Below are 19,440 nucleotides of genomic sequence, written 5' to 3'. Positions count from 1 at the left end.
ATATAGTAAGACCTGCTATTTTAGTAGGCAAGTATCGTTTGTATCCAAGAATCCCCTGCCTTTAGGCATGGGGAGTATGTCAATCCGTTATAAAACCAATATTTAAAAATAACATTTCTTTTGATTTATTATGTTTTAGTTATGGAAATGACAGAAATGATGTTCAATTAAAGTTTTTTTAGAAAATTTCTTATTTTTTTCCAAAATGCACTAGTCATTTTTGCAATTTTTAGTTATAATTAACAAAGACATAATTTTCAAACGATAATGTTAAATATACAATTATGTTCTATGATGTATTAAGAGAGGGGTTTATTTATAATGGAAACTACACTTATTATTGAAAACAAAACTGGCTTACATGCACGTCCTGCATCTATGTTTGTACAGGAAGCTAACAAATTCAGCTCCAAAATCAAACTTACTGCTAAAGGTAAAACTGTTGATGCTAAAAGCATTCTTATGATCATGAGCCTTGGTCTTACTCAGGGTACTGAACTCACTATCAGTGCTGAAGGTGACGACGCTCAAGCAGCTCTTGATGCTCTTACTGGTCTCATCAAAAACAAATTCGGTGAAGAATAATTTCTAAACTGAGAGTTAATGAGAGAGGGGGATTTGTACTTTGCCGTACGAATTAAGAGGAAAAGGAGTTATTACTGGTATTTCTATTGCCAAAGTAATGAAACTCGGAGAAGATTTACAATCTTATATTGATGCTTACACTCCAGGAACTGCTGAAGAAGAAGTATCAAAAATTAAAGAAGCTTTAGCTTATGCAGCTGAAGTACTTCAAACAAATATTAAAACACTTCGTGATAAAGGCATGCTTGAACAAGCAGGCATTATGGAAGCACATCGTATGATGGTACAAGACCCTATGCTCGAAGAAAATGCTATGTTAAAACTCGGCGCTTGTGGAAGTGCACCAAAAGCTGTACTTGAAGCGTCTGAAGAAAATGCATCTATCTTTGAACAAATGGACGACACTTATTTCCGTGAACGTGCTGTAGATATCCGCGATGTTGGTAAACGCGTAACAAGACGTATTTTAGGTCTTAAAGAAAAAACAGTTGATGGTGGTGCTGTAATTCTCTGCGGAGAAGAAATTGAACCATCTGTTATCGCTAACATTCCTACTGAAAAAATTGCTGGTGTAATTTTAGGTAATGGTAGTACTACTTGCCATGCTGTAATCATTGCCAAAGCAAGAGCTATCCCTACTGTTGCAGGTCTTGGCGATAAAATTAAAGATATTCCTGATAATGCTGAAGTTATCTTAAATGGTGAAACTGGTGAAATCTTTGTTGAACCAACTGAAGATTTAATCGCTTCCTATCAGGTAAAATTAGAAGAACAACGCCGCTTAAAAGAACATTATGCTCAACTTTCCAAACTTCCTACAGTAACTAAAGATGGTGTAGAAGTTGACCTTATGGCTAACATCAGCACTCATTTAGACGTTGAAGCTGCTATGAAATTTGGTGCTAAAGGCGTTGGTTTATTCCGTTCTGAATTCTTATTCATGGGTAGAGATACTATTCCTGATGAAGAAACTCAATTTAAAGCATATAAAGAAGCTATTGAAAAATGTAATGGTCATTTATGTGTAATTCGCACAATGGATATCGGTGGCGATAAACCACTCCCTTACTTAAATATCCCAGAAGAAGAAAATCCTTTCTTAGGTTACCGTGCAATTCGTATTTGTTTAAACCGTCGTGAAGTATTTATGCCACAGGTTAAAGCTATTTTACGTGCTGGTCTTTATGGTAAAGCAGCAATGATGCTCCCAATGGTTATCAACGTAGAAGAAGTAAAACAAGTACGTGCAATTATCGAAGAAGCTAAATCACAGCTTGCTCATGAAGAAAAACCATTCTCCAATAATGTTCAACTTGGTATCATGGTTGAAACTCCAGCAGCTGCTGTAATGACTCCTGTACTTGCTAAATACCTTGATTTCTTTAGCATTGGTACTAATGACCTTGTTCAATATACACTTGCTGTTGACCGTGTTAACACTAATGTAAGTTATCTTTATAATCACTTCAATCCAGCTGTTCTTCGCCTCATTAAACTCACTATTGAGTCTGCTCGTAATAATAATATTTGGGTAGGTATGTGCGGTGAAATGGCTAGTGACCCTAATGCTGCTGCTATCTTAATGGCAATGGGTATCAACGAACTTTCCATGAGTGCTCCATCTATTCCACGCGTAAAAGAAAAAATCCGTTCCATAACATCTGCTCAAGCTAAAGCTGCTTTAGACACTGTTATGACTATGGAAGATGGAAACGCTATTAAAGAATATCTTCAAACAGCATTATAATAATGACAGATAATATTAATTCTGCTCATGGTAAAGAGCAAAATATCAAGATGAATTTGTTAAAATGGTTAAATGAAGGAAAAGATCCTTATAGTATCATTTATGAATTAGCAAAATATCTTGAAACTGTATCATCTGAACCTGGTTATGCTGATATTATATTGAATGATATCAGAACTGTTTATGGCATTGGTTTAAATGAAAAAACCGTATTGAGCGATGAACTTCTTGAAGTTAGGACTCGCCTAGCTAAACTAGAAGAAGCTTTTAAACAAGCTACTAGCGATGAAGTTCAAAGTCATTTAAAATTTGCCATTGAACATCATAAAAAGAAAATACAAGAACTTGAACATAAATTAATGTAGTTTAAGCTACTTATAGAAAAGGACTTAGTTTTATAAAACTAAGTCCTTTTTATTTTAAATAAAAGTAAAAATAAAAGCGACATTAAAAGCAATTAAAGCTTAAAATGTCGCCTATTATCATTTATAAATTATTATCAAGCTCTATTTTGTGGAACCATATCTTTCACATCAAGAGTTCCTTCTTTAGAACGAGCAGCAAATTCTGCTGTTGCAGTGAATAATACATCACTAGAACTATTTAAAGCTGTTTCACAAGAGTCTTGGAGCACACCAATAATAAAGCCTACACCTACAACTTGCATTGCGATATCATTGCTAATACCAAAAGATGCACATGCTACTGGAATGAGTAATAATGAACCACCAGCTACACCTGAAGCACCACAAGCGCCAACTGTAGCGATTATGGATAATAATAATGCCATTAAAATATCAACTTCAATACCAAGTGTACGAGCAGCTGCTAGGGAAAGAATAGCAATTGTAATAGCAGCACCAGACATATTGATTGTTGCACCAAGTGGAATAGAGATAGAATAAGTATCTTCATTTAGACCAAGACGTTTACACAAAGAAAGATTTACTGGAATATTAGCAGCAGAACTACGAGTAAAGAATGCATATAAACCACTTTCACGAAGAGTAGCAAATACTAATGGATAAGGATTACGACGAATGTGTAAAAATACAATCAATGGATTCATAACAAGTGCCACAAGGAAAAACGCACCAAGTAAAACAATAAGTAAATGAGCATAACCTAAAAGCGCACCAACGCCACTTGTTCCTACTGCATTTGCTACTAAGCCCATAATACCAAAAGGAGCAAAACGAATAATCCATTTTACAATTTTTGTAACAGCACTAGCCAAATCAGCAATCATAGTTTTTGTTTTATCAGAAGAAGCATGTAATGCTATACCTGCTAAAATAGCCCAAGCTAAAATACCAATATAATTTGCATTAACTAAAGCATTAACAGGATTATCAACGATACTCATAAGTAAATTATGTAAAACTTCTACGATACCACTTGGTGGAGCTATTGTAGCATCTGCAACTTGTAATTGTAATGTAGTAGGAAATAAAAATGACATAGATACACCTACTAAAGAAGCAAAAAATGTTCCAAGTACATACAACTTAACAATAGGTTTCATAGATGCACTAGCATCTGCATTTTTTTGTACCATAGCATTCATTACAAGTACAAATACTAAGATAGGTGCTATTCCTTTTAAAGCTTTAACAAATAAATCACCTAAAATAGCAACAGCTGGAACTGCTGTTGGCACAGCTACGGCAATAAAAATCCCAATAATAAGTCCTAAAATTATCAATTTTAATAATGCCATTTCTTGATATTTTTTTCCAATACGACTTAACAAAATAATACAACTCCTTTAAAACTGCACAATATAAAGACAAATATTTTTTCCTAGTATACATCATTTTTATAGAAATGACAAGTATTTTGCACTCTTGAAACTCATATAAATATTTTTCTTATATTTTTCGTATACAAAAAAAGGATTAAGAATTTTATCATTCCCAATCCTTCTAAAACTTAATGAATTTCTATAGATTTTATTATACCTTCCATAGAAGTGAAATATGCCGATATCTCTGCCAATTTTAATTTATGTGGATTAAACATCAAAATATTTAATTCTACAATATCTTCAGAGACAAATACTACTGAAAAATTTTTACTTTTTAAACCTAATTTTAATAATGCATTATAGACTTCTTTTATCTTTTCACTATCATTGATCATTCTTATTTTTATCATAATATTATCAGTTGGCACTAACCAACTATCCATTTGCGATAAAATCTCTAATATTATATACACTAACAATGAAGCAAAAACAGCAATTATATAATATCCTGCACCCACAGCTAAGCCAACTCCAGATACTACCCATATACAGGCTGCTGTTGTAAGACCAATTACATTCACACCTTCTTTAATAATAGCTCCTGCACCTAAAAAACCTATACCACTTACAACTTGTGCAGCTAATCTTGCAGGATCAGCATTTGTTTTTCCCTCTACTTGCTCATACAATAAATTTGATAAAATCATAATTAAACACGAACCAATACACACTAAAATATTCGTTCTAAGTCCTGCTGATTTATGTTTAAATTGTCTTTCATAACCAATAAGTGCACCTAATATCGCTGATAAAATTATTCTAAAAATATATTCAATTGCGTTTTCCATATATCCACCTAAATTCTTAAAAATCAATATCAAAAATATAAATAAATCATCTACTTCTTAAATTTTATTATACTAAATATCACCATTTTTATCTCTAATTTACTTTTTAATTAAATTTTAATTTGATTTTAATAAATCACACATTCCGATATTTTATTTCTTAATATTAATTTATTTGCACTAAAAACCATCCACATTCATTAAATTTTATTTTATTTATTTTAAAATTTTACTATTTTCAACAAATAAAACCACCTTTTTTTCGCTATTATTTAATAATTAAAAATAATCTTTCTATTACAAAGTTGCATTTTTTTTATCTTTATGCTATCATTTTAGTAGTTCAAGAAAAGAATATATTGAGCAGAGGAAAAAAAGTTGAGGAAACGTGGATACTCATACACAATCATTTCTCCTAACAATATATTTTCTATTGAACAAAAAATATATTTTATAGGAGGAGTTTTGTTATGTCTAAAAAAACTCTTGTTTCTGCAATTACTGCCGCTCTCGTAGTTGGCGCTGCTAGCACAACTTTTGCTGCTGCAAATCCTTTCAGCGATGTTCCTGCTGATAGCTGGGCATATGATGCTGTTACTACTCTTGCTGCTGATGGTGTTATCGATGGTTACCCTGATGGCACTTACAAAGGTCAACAGACTATGACTCGTTATGAAATGGCTCAAATCGTAGCTCGTGCTATGGCTAAAACTGACCTCGAAAAAGCTGATAAAGCTCTCGTTGACAAATTAGCTGCTGAATTTGCTGAAGAACTTGATAACCTCGGCGTTCGCGTTGCTGATCTTGAAAAGAAATCCGATAACGTTAAATGGGGCGGAGAACTCCGTTATCGTTATTATGATGAAAATCATGATGCAAAAGCTGATGAAACTTATAACAAAGTTTTATTCCGTCTTGAACCAAAAGCTTATATCGGTAACTCCGGTTGGACAGCTAATGCTCGTTTAGACTATGAAATGGATCTTTCCTCTGATGAAAACGATAACAACGTAGAAGTTGATCGTGCTTGGGTTGAAGGACCTCTCTTCGGTGCTACTGTACAAGCTGGTCGTGTTCCTTTATTCACTGCTCAAGGTATGTTATTTGATGATCGTATCTCTGGTGGTACTGTTGCATTCGGTAGCGATGTATTCACAACTACTTTAGCTGCTGGTCGTTACAACCAAGATCATGAATCTAATCCTAACCTCAATGCTAAAGATGTAACTGCTGAATACTATGGTGTACAGTTTGACTATGCTCCAACTGAAAAAATCGCAGTTAACGCTGGTTACACTGCATTAACTGGTATTGAAGCAGCTTCTTGGGAAACTCTTGGTGGCTACAATGATAACAGTGCTAGCATTTGGACTGTTGGTGGTAGCTATGCATTCGATTCCAACGTTAAATTAGTTGGTCAGTATGCTGAAAACACTGATGCTGATGCTTATGAAAAAGCTGGTATCGTTGAAGTTCAATACAAAGGTACAGATGTAGCTGATCCTGGTTCTTGGGGTGCTTATGTAGGTTACCGTCATCTTGGACAAAATGTTGCAATCGCTCCAACTTATGATGATGCTGCAGCTAACCAAAAAGGTTATGTAGTAGGTGCTTCCTATGTTCCTGCTGAAAATATCCTTGCTACAATCCAATACTTCGATGGTAAAGATATGGATACTGATACTGATGCTAGCAAATTCTTTGCTAACGTTGACTTCTTCTTCTGATAAGCACTCAGTAAGACTGAAATTTAATAGTAATATACAAAGAGCAGACTTAATGTCTGCTCTTTTTTATATTTATTTTTACTTTTAATTTTACTTATAAGTTTTTATTTATTTATAAAAAAATTTTTTATATTATTTTTTCTATAAAACGAAATATTTCATCATAAAAATGAAATATTATTGATTAATTTAATAAATAATATTTCTTTATATTTAATTTTATAAAAATTTTTATTTATATAAAATATTGAAATTTATTTCATATTATGATAAAATTCAAACAGATAAAGAAATCGACTTTCATATTTATAGCATTGAACCTTAGAGGAAACTTGGACACTCTATATTTTCTTTAATTTATATTATGAAAGTTAATTATTTATAATATAATTTATCGCGTTTGGAGGAAATATTAATGTCTAAAAAAACTCTTGTCTCTGCAATTACTGCTGCTTTAGTTGTTGGTGCAGCTAGTACAACTTTTGCTGCTAATAATCCTTTTAGTGATGTTCCTGCTGATAGCTGGGCTTATGATGCTGTTTCTACGCTTGCTGCTGATGGTGTTATTGATGGTTATCCAGATGGTACATATCAAGGTCAAAATACTATGACTCGCTATGAAATGGCTCAAATTGTAGCTCGTGCTATGGCAAAAACAGATCTTGAAAAAGCTGATAAAGCTCTCGTTGATAAATTAGCCGCTGAATTTGCAGATGAACTTGATAACCTTGGCGTTCGTGTTGCTAATCTTGAAAAGAAATCCGATAATGTTGTTTGGAAAGGTGAGTTGCGTTATCGTTATGTTGATGCTTCAAGTGATGCCACAGATAGAATGAGCGGACATACTAAAAAATATAATGATAATGACACTAGCCAAGTAATGTTCCGTCTTGAACCAAAAGCTTATATTGGCGATACAGGATGGACTGCTAATGTTCGTGTCGATTATGAAATGAAAGCTGATGAAGATGCTAATGGTAAAACAGTAGTAGCTCGTGTTTATGCTAAAGGACCTATCGGACATAATACTACTGTTACTGCTGGTAGAATTCCTCTTCTTGATACTTATGGTATGCTTCTTGATGAACATATGTCTGGTGCTCAAATTGATATTACAAGTGGTAGCGATAAAAACTTCACTACTTCTCTTTTAGCAGGTCGTTACAATCCTGGTCATGATAACCCAGATATTTTACCTGGTCAAACATTAAAAGATTTCACTGCTGATTTCTATGCAACTCAATTTAATTATAAAAGCGAAAAATTCGATGCTAATGCTATGTATGCTGTAATGACTAATATTGAACCAGGCTCTACAAATTGGGGTACATGGGCAGGTCAAACAGTATATGATTATGACAAAATGAATATCTGGTCTGTAGGTGGTTTATATCGCTTCGATAATAATTGGGGCTTACTCGGTCAATATGCTGTAAATACTAAATCTGATAATTCCGATGACAAACAAGCTTATATGGCAGAACTTCAATACAAAAATGCTAATATTGCTGACCCTGGTTCTTGGGGAGCTTATGTTGCTTATCGTCATTTCGGTAAAGATGTTACTATTGCTACAACATATAAAGATGTATTTAATAATCAAAAAGGTTTTGCTATAGGTGCTAGCTATGTTCCTGTAGAAAATCTCTTAGCAAGTGTTAAATATTTCGATGGTAAAGATATCGATTCCGACACAGATGCAGATAGATTCTACCTCAACCTTGATTTCTTCTATTAATAAATTATAAATTAAATGATAAATATTTCTCTCTTAATAAAATAAAAATTAACCCCTAAAAGACAGGTTTTTTACCTGTCTTTTTTTTTATAAATTAATAAAATATCGCTTAATTACTATCCATAAAATTTTTATATATTATATATGTAAAACTTTTATGTCAATGGAAAAATATTATTTATTTGTATAAAAATTCATAGGTAATTAAATATAGTACATTTTTTATTTAGTCAATACAAACTCAAACTACTGTCAATACCTATTTTAAAATTGTATATAAATTTATTTTACTGCACATACTATATATTGTGGTTAGTTTGACACTCATACGTGTATATAGTATAATCGTTGTCAGCACATAAAAGAAAATGAATTAAAACCATGGCATAGTATATTTTGCTCATGGTCAAATATACTAGGAGTGTCAGCTTACAATGATAAAAACAATCAAGAAACGCACTGGAGATATTGTGAAATTTAATGCACAAAAAATCACAGATGCTATAAAAAAAGCTAATATGGAATCTATAGATGAGACATTTTCCAAAGAGCAATTATCTACTATTACTAATAATGTTATTAAAGCATTAAAAAATTTAAAAACACCTGGTGTTGAACAAATACAAGATGCTGTAGAAAAAGTTCTCATCGCTGGTAATTTTGCTAGCACAGCTAAAGCTTATATTTTATATCGTGCAGAACATACAAAACTTCGTCAAGCTAAAGCTGATTTAATGGATATCTATAATGAACTTACTTTTACCAAAGCAAAAGATGCTGATATCAAACGTGAGAATGCTAATATTGATGCTGATACAGCTATGGGTACTATGTTAAAATATGGCTCTGAAGGTTCTAAATACTTTATTACTAGTCATATTTTGCCAAAAGATATTGCAGTAGCGCATATGGACGGCGATATTCATATTCATGATATGGATTTTTATATGCTCACTGAAACTTGTTGCCAAATAGATTTATTAAAATTATTTAAAAATGGTTTTTCAACAGGTCATGGTTATTTACGTGAACCAAATGATATTCGTTCCTATGCTGCATTAGCTTGTATTGCTATTCAGGCTAACCAAAATGAAATGCATGGTGGTCAAGCTGTACCAATGTTTGATTATTGCATGGCTCCAGGCGTTGCTAAAACTTATCGTAAACAATACTACAAAGCTCTCGGCTATTATTTCAATGCTATGCTTGATATGAAACTTGAAGATGCTAGCCTACTTTGTAAAAAAATCGAACAAACTCTTCCTATAAAAATCAGTATGAGCACTGCTGATAAATTTGGTAAACTTCTAGTTGATTTCTTACCAAAACATCAACGTGAACATAATTATCAAGAAATAAATGAACAAACAACTCAAATGGCTCATAAATTTGCTATAAATACTGCATGGAATGAAACTAATGCAGCTACTTATCAAGCAATGGAAGCATTTATTCATAATTTAAATACTATGAATTCTCGCGCTGGTGCTCAGGTGCCATTTAGTTCCATCAACTACGGTACTGATACATCTCCAGAAGGTCGTATGGCTATGAGAAACCTCTTATTAGCTACAGATGCTGGTCTTGGCGATGGTGAAACTCCTATTTTCCCTGTACAAATTTTCAAAGTAAAAGAAGGGGTTAACTATGAAAAAGATGACCCTAACTACGATTTATTCCGTTTAGCAATGAAGACATCTGCGAAACGCTTATTCCCTAACTTTAGTTTCTTAGATGCTCCATTCAATAAAAAATACTATAAACCTAACGATTACAACAGTGAAGTAGCTTATATGGGTTGTCGTACTCGTGTAATGGGTAATGTTTATGATCCTACTCGTGAAGTTACATGTGGTCGTGGAAATTTAAGTTTCACAAGTATTAACTTACCTCGTTTAGCAATTGAAGCTAAAGGTGATATAAATAAATTCTATAAATCCTTAGATGATATGATTGATTTAGTCATTCGTCAATTATTACACCGTTTCAAAATTCAATGTGCTAAAATTGGTAAAAACTACCCATTCTTAATGGGACAAAATATCTGGCTTGACTCTGATAATATTGGTGAATATGACACTGTAAGTGAAGTACTTCGTCATGGTACTTTAACTGTTGGTTTTATCGGTCTTGCTGAAACATTAAAAGCTTTAATTGGTAAGCATCATGGTGAATCTGCTGAAGCTCAAAAATTAGGGCTTGCTATCATTGGTCATATGCGTAAACGTATGGACGATGAAGCTCAAAAAACAAAATTAAACTTCTCTTTAATTGCTACACCAGCAGAAGGTTTAAGTGGTCGTTTTGTAAAAATTGACCGCAAAATCTATGGTTCAATTCCTGGTGTTACTGATAGAGAATACTATACAAATTCCTTCCATATTCCAGTATACTATCCAATCAGTGCTTACAAAAAAATACAACTTGAAGCACCTTACCACAATTTAACAAATGGTGGTCATATAAGTTATATTGAAATGGATGGGGATCCTACAAAGAATTTAACAGCTTTTGAAGCTATTATCCGTTGCATGCATGATAACGGCATTGGTTACGGTTCTGTAAATCACCCTGTAGACCGTGATCCAGTTTGCGGATATACAGGTATTATCAATGGAGTATGTCCAAAATGTGGTAGAAGTGAAGCTGCCCATAAACGCCATGTTATTTTAAAACGTATGCGTGATAATTGTTGCAGTGCAACTTCCATTTAATTTAAATTTATAAATCAACAAAAATATTCGATAGAAAGAGTGATACAAATGTTAGTTAATGGTGTAGAAGTAAAAGTTAATGGTTTAACAGATATTACAGAAAAAGAAATCGTAAATTATATCAATTATATTAAAGAAAATTCTAGTGAAACTCTCGCTAGCCTCACTATTTCCGATGCTGGTGATGGAGAAGTCGCTCTTGACTATCGCACTCAACCTGCTCAATTTGAACGTATTCGCCGTATTACAGGTTATTTAGTAGGTACTGTAGACCGCTTCAACAATGCAAAACGTGCTGAAGAACATGACCGCGTAAAACATGGCCTTAATTAAGATTGCAGGCGTTGTCAATGATTCTATTGTAGATGGTGAGGGTTTTCGCTTCACCATCTTCACTCAAGGTTGCTATCACAATTGTCCTCAGTGTCATAATCCTCAAACTCATGATGTAAATGGCGGCCATGAAGTCGATACTGATGATTTACTTTCACAAATCTGTGAAAATCCATTATTAAATGGTGTTACCTTTAGTGGAGGAGAACCTTTTCTCCAAGCAAAACCATTGGCACAATTAGCCAAAGAAGTTCATAAACGTGGTCTTAATATCACCACATTTACAGGTTATACTTTAGAACAATTACAAAATATGCACAATCCTGACATCGATGACTTACTCAATCAAACAGATGTACTCATTGATGGACCTTTCCTCATAGAAAAAAAAGACCTAACTTTACAATTTCGTGGCAGTAGCAATCAACGTATTATTGATATGCAAAAAACACGTGAAAGTGGTCAAATTGTTTTAATTGAATATTAATTTTTCAGCAATAATCTAGATATATACTTAGATTATTGCTTTTTTTATATCATAATAACCTCTTAAATAAAATAAATATTTTTATCGAGAAAACTTGTATGACATATTGTTATTTTTAAGCAAAATATGTATAATAAATATTAAAGATGCTGAACGGCATTAAATCAAAAAGAGGTGTATATAAATGTTAGAAGATTTGAAAAAAATTGTTTTTGAAGCTAACTTAATGTTGCCAAAATATCATATGGTAACTTTTACTTGGGGTAATGTATCTGGTATTGACCGTGAAAAAGGCTTAATGGTTATCAAACCATCAGGTGTAGAATATGATACTATGAAAGCTGAAGATATGGTAGTTGTTGATATCAATACTGGAAAAGTAGTTGAAGGTGATTATAATCCATCTTCCGATACAGATACTCATATCAAAATTTATCAGGCTTGCCCTGAAATTGGTGGCGTTGTACATACACATTCCCGTTATGCTACATCTTGGGCACAAGCTCGCCGTGATATCCCTGCACTCGGTACAACTCATGCTGATGATTTCTATGGACCTATTCCTTGCACACGTCCTATGACTGCTGAAGAAATCGCAGGCTCTTATGAGGCTGAAACTGGTAATGTCATCATTGAAACATTCAAAGAACGTGGCATCAAAATGATGGATGTTCCTGGCGTTATCGTATATTCTCATGGTCCTTTCACTTGGGAAAAAGACCCTATCAAAGCTGTAAAAAAAGCTGTTGTTCTTGAAGAAGTAGCTATGATGGCTTATCATGCTGTAACTATTGGCAATAATTTTGAACCAATGCAACAAGAATTATTAGATAAACATTATCTCCGCAAACATGGTGCTAATGCTTATTATGGTCAAAAAAAGAAATAGTATATAATAAATAATAATATATAAAGTAAAAACCACTTGCTAAATAATACGATTTATCAAGTGGTTTTTATTTTGTTATTTTTTCTAAAACTATATTCAAATTAAATGTTATAATATATTTATTTCTAAAAAAATTATTTTTAAGGAAGTGTTTTTGTGATTGGTCTTGGAACAATCGCCAACACTATCGCTGTTATTATCGGTGGTGGTATTGGTTTATTTTTGAAAAAAGGCATAAAAAAATCTCTACAAGATTCACTATTACAGGCTATGGGAATAGCTGTTTTATTCATCGGCATAGGTGGTACACTTTCTCAAATGCTTGTATTCAAAGATGGTCATTTAGAAACTACAGGTACTATGCTGATGATATTTTCTTTATTAATCGGTACTTTAATTGGAGAAATTATTAATATTGAAGCCAAACTAGAAAAACTCGGCGAATTTGCTCGAAAAATCTTACATGCTGATGAACAATCAAAATTCGTCGATGCTTTTGTAACAGTTACGCTTGTAATTTGTATTGGCGCTATGGCTATTATTGGCGCACTCCAAGATGGTCTATCTGGTGATTATAGTTTACTTTTGACTAAAGCCATTTTAGATGGTGTCATTTGTATGGTTTTTGCTTCAACTATGGGAGCTGGCGTTTTACTTGCGGCTTTGCCTTTATTTATCTATCAAGGACTGATTACTTTATGTGCTAGTTTTATATCACCTTATCTTACAACTGCTATGATTAATGATATCTGCTATATTGGCAATATTTTAATCACTATTATTGGTATAAATTTAACATTTAATAATATAATTCATATTCGTGTTGGTAATATGCTTCTTGCTCTTATAGTGCCAGTAGTTTATCATATATTTAGTTAATAATTTATATTGGAGGAAAATTTGTGGAAAAAATAAATAAAATTAAAGGGGCTTTATATGGTGCAATTATCGGTGATGCTCTCGGTGCACCACTTGAATTCATGCCTCAAGAACAAATCAAAGCTCAATTTGGCAAGGTTACAGAAATGATTGGCGGTGGTTGGTTACAAGTTCAACCAGGCGAAGGAACTGACGAAACAGCTCTACTTCTTGCTACTGCTTATGGAATTATGAAAAATCCTGAAAATCCATTTGCTGAAATCGGCAAGAATTTCATAAAATGGGCTATCAGCAGACCAAAAGATATCAGTGATACAACTCTTCGCAGTATTGATAAAACAATGTCTAAAGGTCATGGTAAACATCTTATTCCTAAAGCTCGTTGGCAAGAGTCCGCTGGACAAGTGGATTTATTTAGCAATCGCGGTAGTGTAGATAATGGTGCTATATTAAATACTTTATATCCTGCACTTTATTATACTGATGAATTCAATGCTGTTACTACTGCTCTTGATATCACTAATATGACTCATGTAAATACCCAGTCTGATAATGCTTGCCGTATTTACGCTCAATTTATCTTCCGTATTTTAAACAACAATATAAATAAACAAGATATGGATAAAATGATTGATAATACTATGTATTATGATTATAAAAACGAAGAAACACAGCCAACAGCTTCTGCTTATGATAGTATTGTAGCTATGCTTCATGCTTTTATGCCTACAGATAATTTTGAAGATGCTGTACTGACTGCTATTAATTTTGGTGGAGATAGTGATACTATTGGTGCTATTACAGGTGGATTAGCAGGCTGTTACTATGGTTATGATAATATCCCAACTCGTTTTATTGAAGCTATTCCTTCTGATATCAAAAAAATGCTCGATACTATTATTGAAGCTATTCCAAACTAAAAAAAATATCCTTATAGATAGAAATTCTATTTATAAGGATATTTTTTATTTTATTTCTTAACTTTATAAACTCTTACTTCATAAGAACGCAATAATGTTGCTTCGCGATTTCCATAAGTAGATGCTAGTAATGTTGCACCTTTTAATTCTGGTATCTTATAACCGCGAATTTTTGCTGTTGTATTAGCGATAACAATAATGCGTTCTGATTTATCTTTAGTTGTACGTGCATAAGCATATATACCTGGACTATATGACAATAATTCTTCATAATCTCCTTCAATTAATGCTGGATATTGCTTACGTAATTTTATTAAATTTTTATAATAATTAAGTACAGAATTTTCATCTTCTGTTTCTGTTTCCACATTCAATTTAGGATATTCATCATTGAGTGGTAACCATGGTCTGCCAGTAGTAAAGCCTGCTTTAGAGCCACTATTCCATGTCATTGGACTGCGTGCATTATCTCTACTGTATTTCCAAACACCTTTCATAGCTTCTTTTGGTGTCAATTTATCTTTTAGTGCCAATTCATATTGACCAATAGATGAAATATCATTATACATTTTAATGGATGGCCATTTTATATTTGTCATACCTAATTCTTGACCTTCATAGATAAATGGTGTTCCTCTCATAGTCAATAAAATTGTAGCAATAAATTTAGCTGCCAATTTTGTATCTGTTCCCTGTGGGAAGAAGTAATTTGTGCAACGTGGTAAATCATGATTTTCAAAATAAACAGGTACCCAGCCATTATCTTTTGTAGCTTCTTCATCTTCTGTGAAACATTTTCTAATATCGATTAATTTCCATGATTTGCGTTTATGCCATGTGCAATCTTCATCAAAACCTAAGCGAATATGGCTAAAATCAAAGGACATATCAAATGCACCATTTTCGCCAATCCATTTATCAAAATCACTTGGATAAACACCATCTGCTTCTGCTACTGTAAATATATCTGCTCTATCAAAAACTTTTTCTCTAAATTCATGTAGAAAATCTAATATACCATCTTGATAAGTTGTAGCTTTAGCGATACTAGCTAAATTATCTGCTCCATCTACTGGTAAATCTTTAAATTCACTAGGTTTTTTAATATATACAATCGCATCAATTCTAAAACCACGAACACCTTTATCTAACCAGAAATTAGCTGCATCAAATAAAGCTTGTCTAACTTCTTTATTTTCCCAGTTTAAATCTGGCTGAGCACTAGCAAAAGTATGCAAATAATATTGATTTGTTTTTTCATCAAGAGTCCATGCTGACCCGCCAAAAATACTACGCCAATTTGTAGGAGCAGAACCATCTTCTTTACCATCACGCCAAATATACCAATCACGTTTTGGATTATCTTTGGAGCTTCTAGACTCTTCAAACCATTTATGTTTATCTGATGTATGGTTAAATACTAAATCCATTACGATTTTTATATTGTGTTTATCTGCTTCCGAAATGAGTCTTTCCATATCTTCCATAGTCCCATATTCTTTAGCTACACTACAATAATCAGAAATATCATATCCATTATCAACAAGTGGTGAAGGATAAATCGGACAAAGCCAAATAGCACCCACACCTAAATCTTGCAAATAATCTAATTTACTAATAATACCTGGAATATCTCCAATACCATCACCGTTACTATCACAGAAAGATTTAGGATAAATCTGATATACAACTGTTTTTTGCCACCATTTTAATTCACCCATCATTTCCACCTCTATTTTTAATTAATCTAAGAAAAGCAGGTACTATTTGTACCTGCTTATTTTTATAAAATATCAATTATTTTGCAGCATTTAAAACTTCTTCTGTAATATCAACAGCAGTAAATAAAGCTACATCAGAAGTAATAACTACGCTATATCCATGTTCTTGAGCTACTTGTTTAATTGCATTATTAATTTTTTCCTGTACTGGTTTTACTAAATTAATCTGTTTTTGTCTTAAATCAGTAGCTACTCTTGCACGAACTTTTTGAATATCTGCAGGACTCATTTTTTCGTTAACAGATTTCTCAAATTCTTTTTGTGCTTCTTCAGTAAGTTTATTCATATTTTCCTGAATGGATTTACTTTCTGGAATATTAGCTAATACGTACTGATAATTAATAGTAGCAACACTTGCTGTTGTAGCTGGCTGATATACTTCAGCAGCAGAAGCAGTTCCTCCTATTCCTAGCATAAATAATGCCGAACAAATCATTGCTAAAAGTTGCTTTTTCATTTAAATGCCTCCTAATATGAACATTAAGTCATTAGTGTTATTATAGCATAAATATATCTAAATCGTTATATATTATTTATTATAAATTAATTAAAAATATTACTAAAAATTTCATTAGCTTTTTACAATTGCACGATTTACAGCAAAACATTTCTTATGATATCTTATACCAAATATCAAGCATTAAGAAAGGATTTATTATGCATACTTTATCCGAAGATAAAATCAAAGCAAATCAAGTTGAAGGTGATATCAATTTAACTGCTACTAGAAAACAATGGCAAGATAAATTTCTCAGTGAAAAATCTAAAAAATTATTAGATGAAGATAGTAAAGGTCTAAGTGGTAGTTTATATCCATTATCCGCTGTCATTGGCAAAGAAGAATTCAATATCTGCCAAGATATTTCACTTGGACATTATACACATGAAAAAAGTCCTTTAGGCTGTGCTATCGGTAATGTAGTCATCGAATATATTAAAAACAATAATATACTATCCCATGTAAAAGAATTAGAAACCATACTTTATACACGCACAAAAGAAATGAAAGCAAAATTTGAATGTATCGGCGATGTTCGCTTAATTGGAGCTTTACTGGGAATTGAATTAGTAAAAAATCGTCAAACAAAAGAAAAAGCTACTATTCAAGCTGAAAAAGTTTTATATTTATGTATAGAACAAGGATTGAGCTTTAAAATATCTCAAGGTTGTGTACTCACCTTAGCACCACCATTAATTATTTCTCCTGAGGAGTTAAACCTTGCTATGGATAAATTGGAATATGCTCTAACACAAGTTTTTAGACATAATATTTAAATAAAAAAACTACTATAGAATTTAGAAATTAAATCTATAGTAGTTTTTATTTTATTAAATTGTTGTATTCTCACCGATTAAGCCAATAAAGCCGCCATCTTTATCCACGCCACTTTCACTATGTCCAATAAGCCATTTATTAGCAGCAAAAAGTAATTGATTTTCACCTTTATTTTCAACTGGTTTTACCTGCAATGGAAGATTAGTTCCTTTTGGTAAAACTACACCACAACGGAATTCTTCATTATTTTCTTTACATGGTGCATAGTGAAGAGTTGTCGCATAAAGTTCTACTGCTGTACCTGCTGGTACAAAGAAGCACTCTATATTTTTAGTTTCATAAGTATTATTTGTGTAATCGATATCTTGCTGACGACCAAGCATCAAAATTAAATCTGTAGCTGCAATATCGATTTCAGAAGAACGATGATATTCTACTGCATTTAATTTATTGTTATAGCCACTGCAAAAACCAAATTCCACTTCTAATCCGCCATAAACTTCATCTTGCATCTGTTTAAATAAAGGTAATGCTTCTAAATCCGCATCAGAAGGTTCATATACTACACCTTCTTTAATAGCTTCTTTTGCTTTCATTGTTGCTACAAATTCAGCAGTATCAACGTCTAAAACTCTACCATATTGCTTGAATTCAATATCATGTACACTTTTCATTATCTTTACCTCATAAATTTTCTAATATTTTTATTTCATTTTTCATTATATGTCTACTTTTATCAGGGCTAATACCATTTACTAGATATTCAAAAACAATTTGCATAGCTCTTTGACCTTGTCTATAAGGGTGTTGATAAATCACTGCTTTAATTACATTTTTCTTCATCATTTCCACTGTAGTTGGCACTGTATCAAAAGCAATTATCGTTAAATCATTCTGTTTTTCTAATGATAACACTGCTCTACAAGCACCATATACACCAGCTGCTACAATAAATATTGCATTTATTTCTTTATGCTTTGTCAACATCATCTTAGTCTTATCATATGAAGATATATCATCATCATCATTTTCTTGAATATCTACTATTTTAAATTTAGGATTTTTATTTATATTTTCTTCAAATCCAGCTAAACGTTGCTTATGACCTAATACCTTTGATGAACCCATGACTATACCTATATTAGCCCCATTTGGTATAATCATCTGCAATAATGCACCTGCTGTTTCACCGCCATTAGTATAATCACTACCTACATAACATTGACGTTTGGAATTATCTACATCATTATTTATTGTTACTACAAAAATTCCAGCATCTACAAATTCATTGATTTCATCTATAATTACAGGATCATTTACTGGATTAATAATCAAGGCATTTACTTTATCTTTAAGCTCTTCCATAATTTCATGTTGAGATTTTACATCATAGCCTCTCATATTTTTCCAAATGACTTTCAATCCATAAATTTCATATTTTTCCGCAGCTAATTTTATACCTCTGATAACATCATCAAAGAAAGGATTGCCTTCTGATGAAATCACAACTCCCACCACTGGATTTTTCTTTCTAGCAGATAGTGCTTTTCCTGCTGGATTTGGCTTATAACCTAATTCTTTTGCCATAGATAACACAAGTTCTTTCGTCTCTGGCTTTACATTGCCACGTTCGTTTATAACTCTATCCACTGTTCCTCGTGAGACACCACAAAGGTCCGCAATTTGTTTTATCGTAACCATTTTTAATCTCCCATAATATATGATTATATAATCATATTATACATCAAATTATATAAACATATATTACC

18 protein-coding genes are annotated in these 19,440 nt (G+C 32.4%); 12 read left to right on the top strand and 6 right to left on the bottom strand.

What is annotated here, in order from left to right; translation table 11 throughout:
• The first annotated feature begins 321 nt into the window (after nt 1–321).
• Genes AC5LAX_RS03495 through AC5LAX_RS03485 form a run of 3 tightly spaced genes read left to right on the top strand, consistent with a single transcriptional unit; the run spans nt 322 to nt 2,697 of the window.
• On the top strand, nt 322–585 hold the full coding sequence (locus tag AC5LAX_RS03495; RefSeq protein ID WP_015561791.1) for an HPr family phosphocarrier protein: 264 nt from the start codon (nt 322–324) through the stop codon (nt 583–585).
• A 40-nt stretch (nt 586–625) separates the two neighbouring features.
• The gene (gene ptsP / locus AC5LAX_RS03490; protein ID WP_008539428.1) at nt 626–2,332 is read left to right on the top strand and encodes a phosphoenolpyruvate--protein phosphotransferase; all 1,707 of its coding nucleotides are present in this window, start codon (nt 626–628) and stop codon (nt 2,330–2,332) included.
• A 2-nt stretch (nt 2,333–2,334) separates the two neighbouring features.
• Nucleotides 2,335–2,697 carry a hypothetical protein gene (locus AC5LAX_RS03485; RefSeq protein ID WP_015561792.1) on the top strand — a complete coding sequence of 121 codons (363 nt, stop codon included), beginning with the start codon at nt 2,335–2,337 and terminating at the stop codon, nt 2,695–2,697.
• 134 nt (nt 2,698–2,831) lie between these two features.
• On the opposite strand, the gene sstT is transcribed toward AC5LAX_RS03485, so the two are convergent.
• Both sstT and AC5LAX_RS03475 read right to left on the bottom strand, forming a co-directional pair.
• Entirely contained in the window at nt 2,832–4,085 is a 1,254-nt protein-coding gene (gene sstT, locus AC5LAX_RS03480) for a serine/threonine transporter SstT (RefSeq protein ID WP_117585694.1), read from the bottom strand.
• 179 nt (nt 4,086–4,264) lie between these two features.
• A complete protein-coding gene (locus tag AC5LAX_RS03475; protein ID WP_288909370.1) occupies nt 4,265–4,927 on the bottom strand; it encodes an MgtC/SapB family protein in 663 nt (220 codons plus the stop codon).
• Nucleotides 4,928–5,397: 470 nt separating this feature from the next.
• Here AC5LAX_RS03475 and AC5LAX_RS03470 point away from each other — a divergent pair, with 470 nt between their 5' ends.
• From AC5LAX_RS03470 to AC5LAX_RS03435, 8 genes are all read left to right on the top strand, one after another.
• Nucleotides 5,398–6,654 (top strand): S-layer homology domain-containing protein, encoded by a 1,257-nt coding sequence (locus AC5LAX_RS03470; RefSeq protein WP_288909371.1) that lies wholly within the window; start codon nt 5,398–5,400, stop codon nt 6,652–6,654.
• A 415-nt stretch (nt 6,655–7,069) separates the two neighbouring features.
• Entirely contained in the window at nt 7,070–8,392 is a 1,323-nt protein-coding gene (locus tag AC5LAX_RS03465; protein ID WP_288909372.1) for a putative porin, read from the top strand.
• A 434-nt stretch (nt 8,393–8,826) separates the two neighbouring features.
• Complete coding sequence (locus tag AC5LAX_RS03460; protein ID WP_117585697.1) at nt 8,827–11,106, top strand: anaerobic ribonucleoside triphosphate reductase; 2,280 nt, start codon at nt 8,827–8,829, stop codon at nt 11,104–11,106.
• Nucleotides 11,107–11,154: 48 nt separating this feature from the next.
• Nucleotides 11,155–11,439, top strand: coding sequence for an anaerobic ribonucleoside-triphosphate reductase (gene nrdD, locus AC5LAX_RS03455; protein WP_008539437.1), 285 nt, complete (start codon nt 11,155–11,157; stop codon nt 11,437–11,439).
• Nucleotides 11,426–11,926 carry an anaerobic ribonucleoside-triphosphate reductase activating protein gene (gene nrdG, locus AC5LAX_RS03450; RefSeq protein ID WP_019000008.1) on the top strand — a complete coding sequence of 167 codons (501 nt, stop codon included), beginning with the start codon at nt 11,426–11,428 and terminating at the stop codon, nt 11,924–11,926. The genes nrdD and nrdG overlap by 14 nt, the downstream gene beginning before the upstream one ends.
• 184 nt (nt 11,927–12,110) lie before the next feature.
• Nucleotides 12,111–12,815, top strand: coding sequence for an L-ribulose-5-phosphate 4-epimerase (araD, locus tag AC5LAX_RS03445; protein ID WP_204922662.1), 705 nt, complete (start codon nt 12,111–12,113; stop codon nt 12,813–12,815).
• Nucleotides 12,816–12,971: 156 nt separating this feature from the next.
• Nucleotides 12,972–13,694, top strand: coding sequence for a DUF554 domain-containing protein (locus AC5LAX_RS03440; protein ID WP_181805720.1), 723 nt, complete (start codon nt 12,972–12,974; stop codon nt 13,692–13,694).
• A gap of 23 nt (nt 13,695–13,717) precedes the next feature.
• On the top strand, nt 13,718–14,614 hold the full coding sequence (locus AC5LAX_RS03435) for an ADP-ribosylglycohydrolase family protein (protein WP_167625430.1): 897 nt from the start codon (nt 13,718–13,720) through the stop codon (nt 14,612–14,614).
• Nucleotides 14,615–14,664: 50 nt separating this feature from the next.
• On the opposite strand, the gene AC5LAX_RS03430 is transcribed toward AC5LAX_RS03435, so the two are convergent.
• Nucleotides 14,665–16,335: an alpha-glucosidase gene (locus AC5LAX_RS03430; protein ID WP_117977134.1), complete on the bottom strand. Its 1,671-nt coding sequence runs from the start codon at nt 16,333–16,335 to the stop codon at nt 14,665–14,667.
• A gap of 76 nt (nt 16,336–16,411) precedes the next feature.
• Nucleotides 16,412–16,852 (bottom strand): OmpH/Skp family outer membrane protein, encoded by a 441-nt coding sequence (locus AC5LAX_RS03425; protein WP_008539446.1) that lies wholly within the window; start codon nt 16,850–16,852, stop codon nt 16,412–16,414.
• A 200-nt stretch (nt 16,853–17,052) separates the two neighbouring features.
• On the opposite strand from AC5LAX_RS03425, the gene AC5LAX_RS03420 reads away from it, so the two are divergent.
• A complete protein-coding gene (locus AC5LAX_RS03420; RefSeq protein WP_288909373.1) occupies nt 17,053–17,670 on the top strand; it encodes an aminotransferase class III-fold pyridoxal phosphate-dependent enzyme in 618 nt (205 codons plus the stop codon).
• Between the two features lie 54 nt (nt 17,671–17,724).
• On the opposite strand, the gene AC5LAX_RS03415 is transcribed toward AC5LAX_RS03420, so the two are convergent.
• Nucleotides 17,725–18,345: a DUF4867 family protein gene (locus AC5LAX_RS03415; RefSeq protein ID WP_008539447.1), complete on the bottom strand. Its 621-nt coding sequence runs from the start codon at nt 18,343–18,345 to the stop codon at nt 17,725–17,727.
• A gap of 10 nt (nt 18,346–18,355) precedes the next feature.
• Complete coding sequence (locus AC5LAX_RS03410; protein WP_224169333.1) at nt 18,356–19,372, bottom strand: LacI family DNA-binding transcriptional regulator; 1,017 nt, start codon at nt 19,370–19,372, stop codon at nt 18,356–18,358.
• Between the last annotated feature and the right edge of the window lie 68 nt (nt 19,373–19,440).

Source organism: Megamonas sp., from assembly GCF_986095205.1.
The sequence above is the reverse complement of the archived record's forward strand: the minus strand, read 5'-3'. Positions and strand labels throughout refer to the sequence as shown.

Excerpts from the sequence above, each read along its gene's own strand:
- AC5LAX_RS03495 (WP_015561791.1), top strand. The coding sequence starts at position 322 with ATGGAAACTACACTTATTATTGAAAACAAAACTGGCTTACATGCACGT.
- AC5LAX_RS03485 (WP_015561792.1), top strand. The coding sequence starts at position 2,335 with ATGACAGATAATATTAATTCTGCTCATGGTAAAGAGCAAAATATCAAG.
- AC5LAX_RS03475 (WP_288909370.1), bottom strand. The coding sequence starts at position 4,927 with ATGGAAAACGCAATTGAATATATTTTTAGAATAATTTTATCAGCGATA.
- AC5LAX_RS03470 (WP_288909371.1), top strand. The coding sequence starts at position 5,398 with ATGTCTAAAAAAACTCTTGTTTCTGCAATTACTGCCGCTCTCGTAGTT.
- AC5LAX_RS03465 (WP_288909372.1), top strand. The coding sequence starts at position 7,070 with ATGTCTAAAAAAACTCTTGTCTCTGCAATTACTGCTGCTTTAGTTGTT.
- AC5LAX_RS03460 (WP_117585697.1), top strand. The coding sequence starts at position 8,827 with ATGATAAAAACAATCAAGAAACGCACTGGAGATATTGTGAAATTTAAT.
- nrdD (WP_008539437.1), top strand. The coding sequence starts at position 11,155 with ATGTTAGTTAATGGTGTAGAAGTAAAAGTTAATGGTTTAACAGATATT.
- nrdG (WP_019000008.1), top strand. The coding sequence starts at position 11,426 with ATGGCCTTAATTAAGATTGCAGGCGTTGTCAATGATTCTATTGTAGAT.
- araD (WP_204922662.1), top strand. The coding sequence starts at position 12,111 with ATGTTAGAAGATTTGAAAAAAATTGTTTTTGAAGCTAACTTAATGTTG.
- AC5LAX_RS03430 (WP_117977134.1), bottom strand. The coding sequence starts at position 16,335 with ATGGGTGAATTAAAATGGTGGCAAAAAACAGTTGTATATCAGATTTAT.
- AC5LAX_RS03425 (WP_008539446.1), bottom strand. The coding sequence starts at position 16,852 with ATGAAAAAGCAACTTTTAGCAATGATTTGTTCGGCATTATTTATGCTA.
- AC5LAX_RS03420 (WP_288909373.1), top strand. The coding sequence starts at position 17,053 with ATGCATACTTTATCCGAAGATAAAATCAAAGCAAATCAAGTTGAAGGT.
- AC5LAX_RS03415 (WP_008539447.1), bottom strand. The coding sequence starts at position 18,345 with ATGAAAAGTGTACATGATATTGAATTCAAGCAATATGGTAGAGTTTTA.
- AC5LAX_RS03410 (WP_224169333.1), bottom strand. The coding sequence starts at position 19,372 with ATGGTTACGATAAAACAAATTGCGGACCTTTGTGGTGTCTCACGAGGA.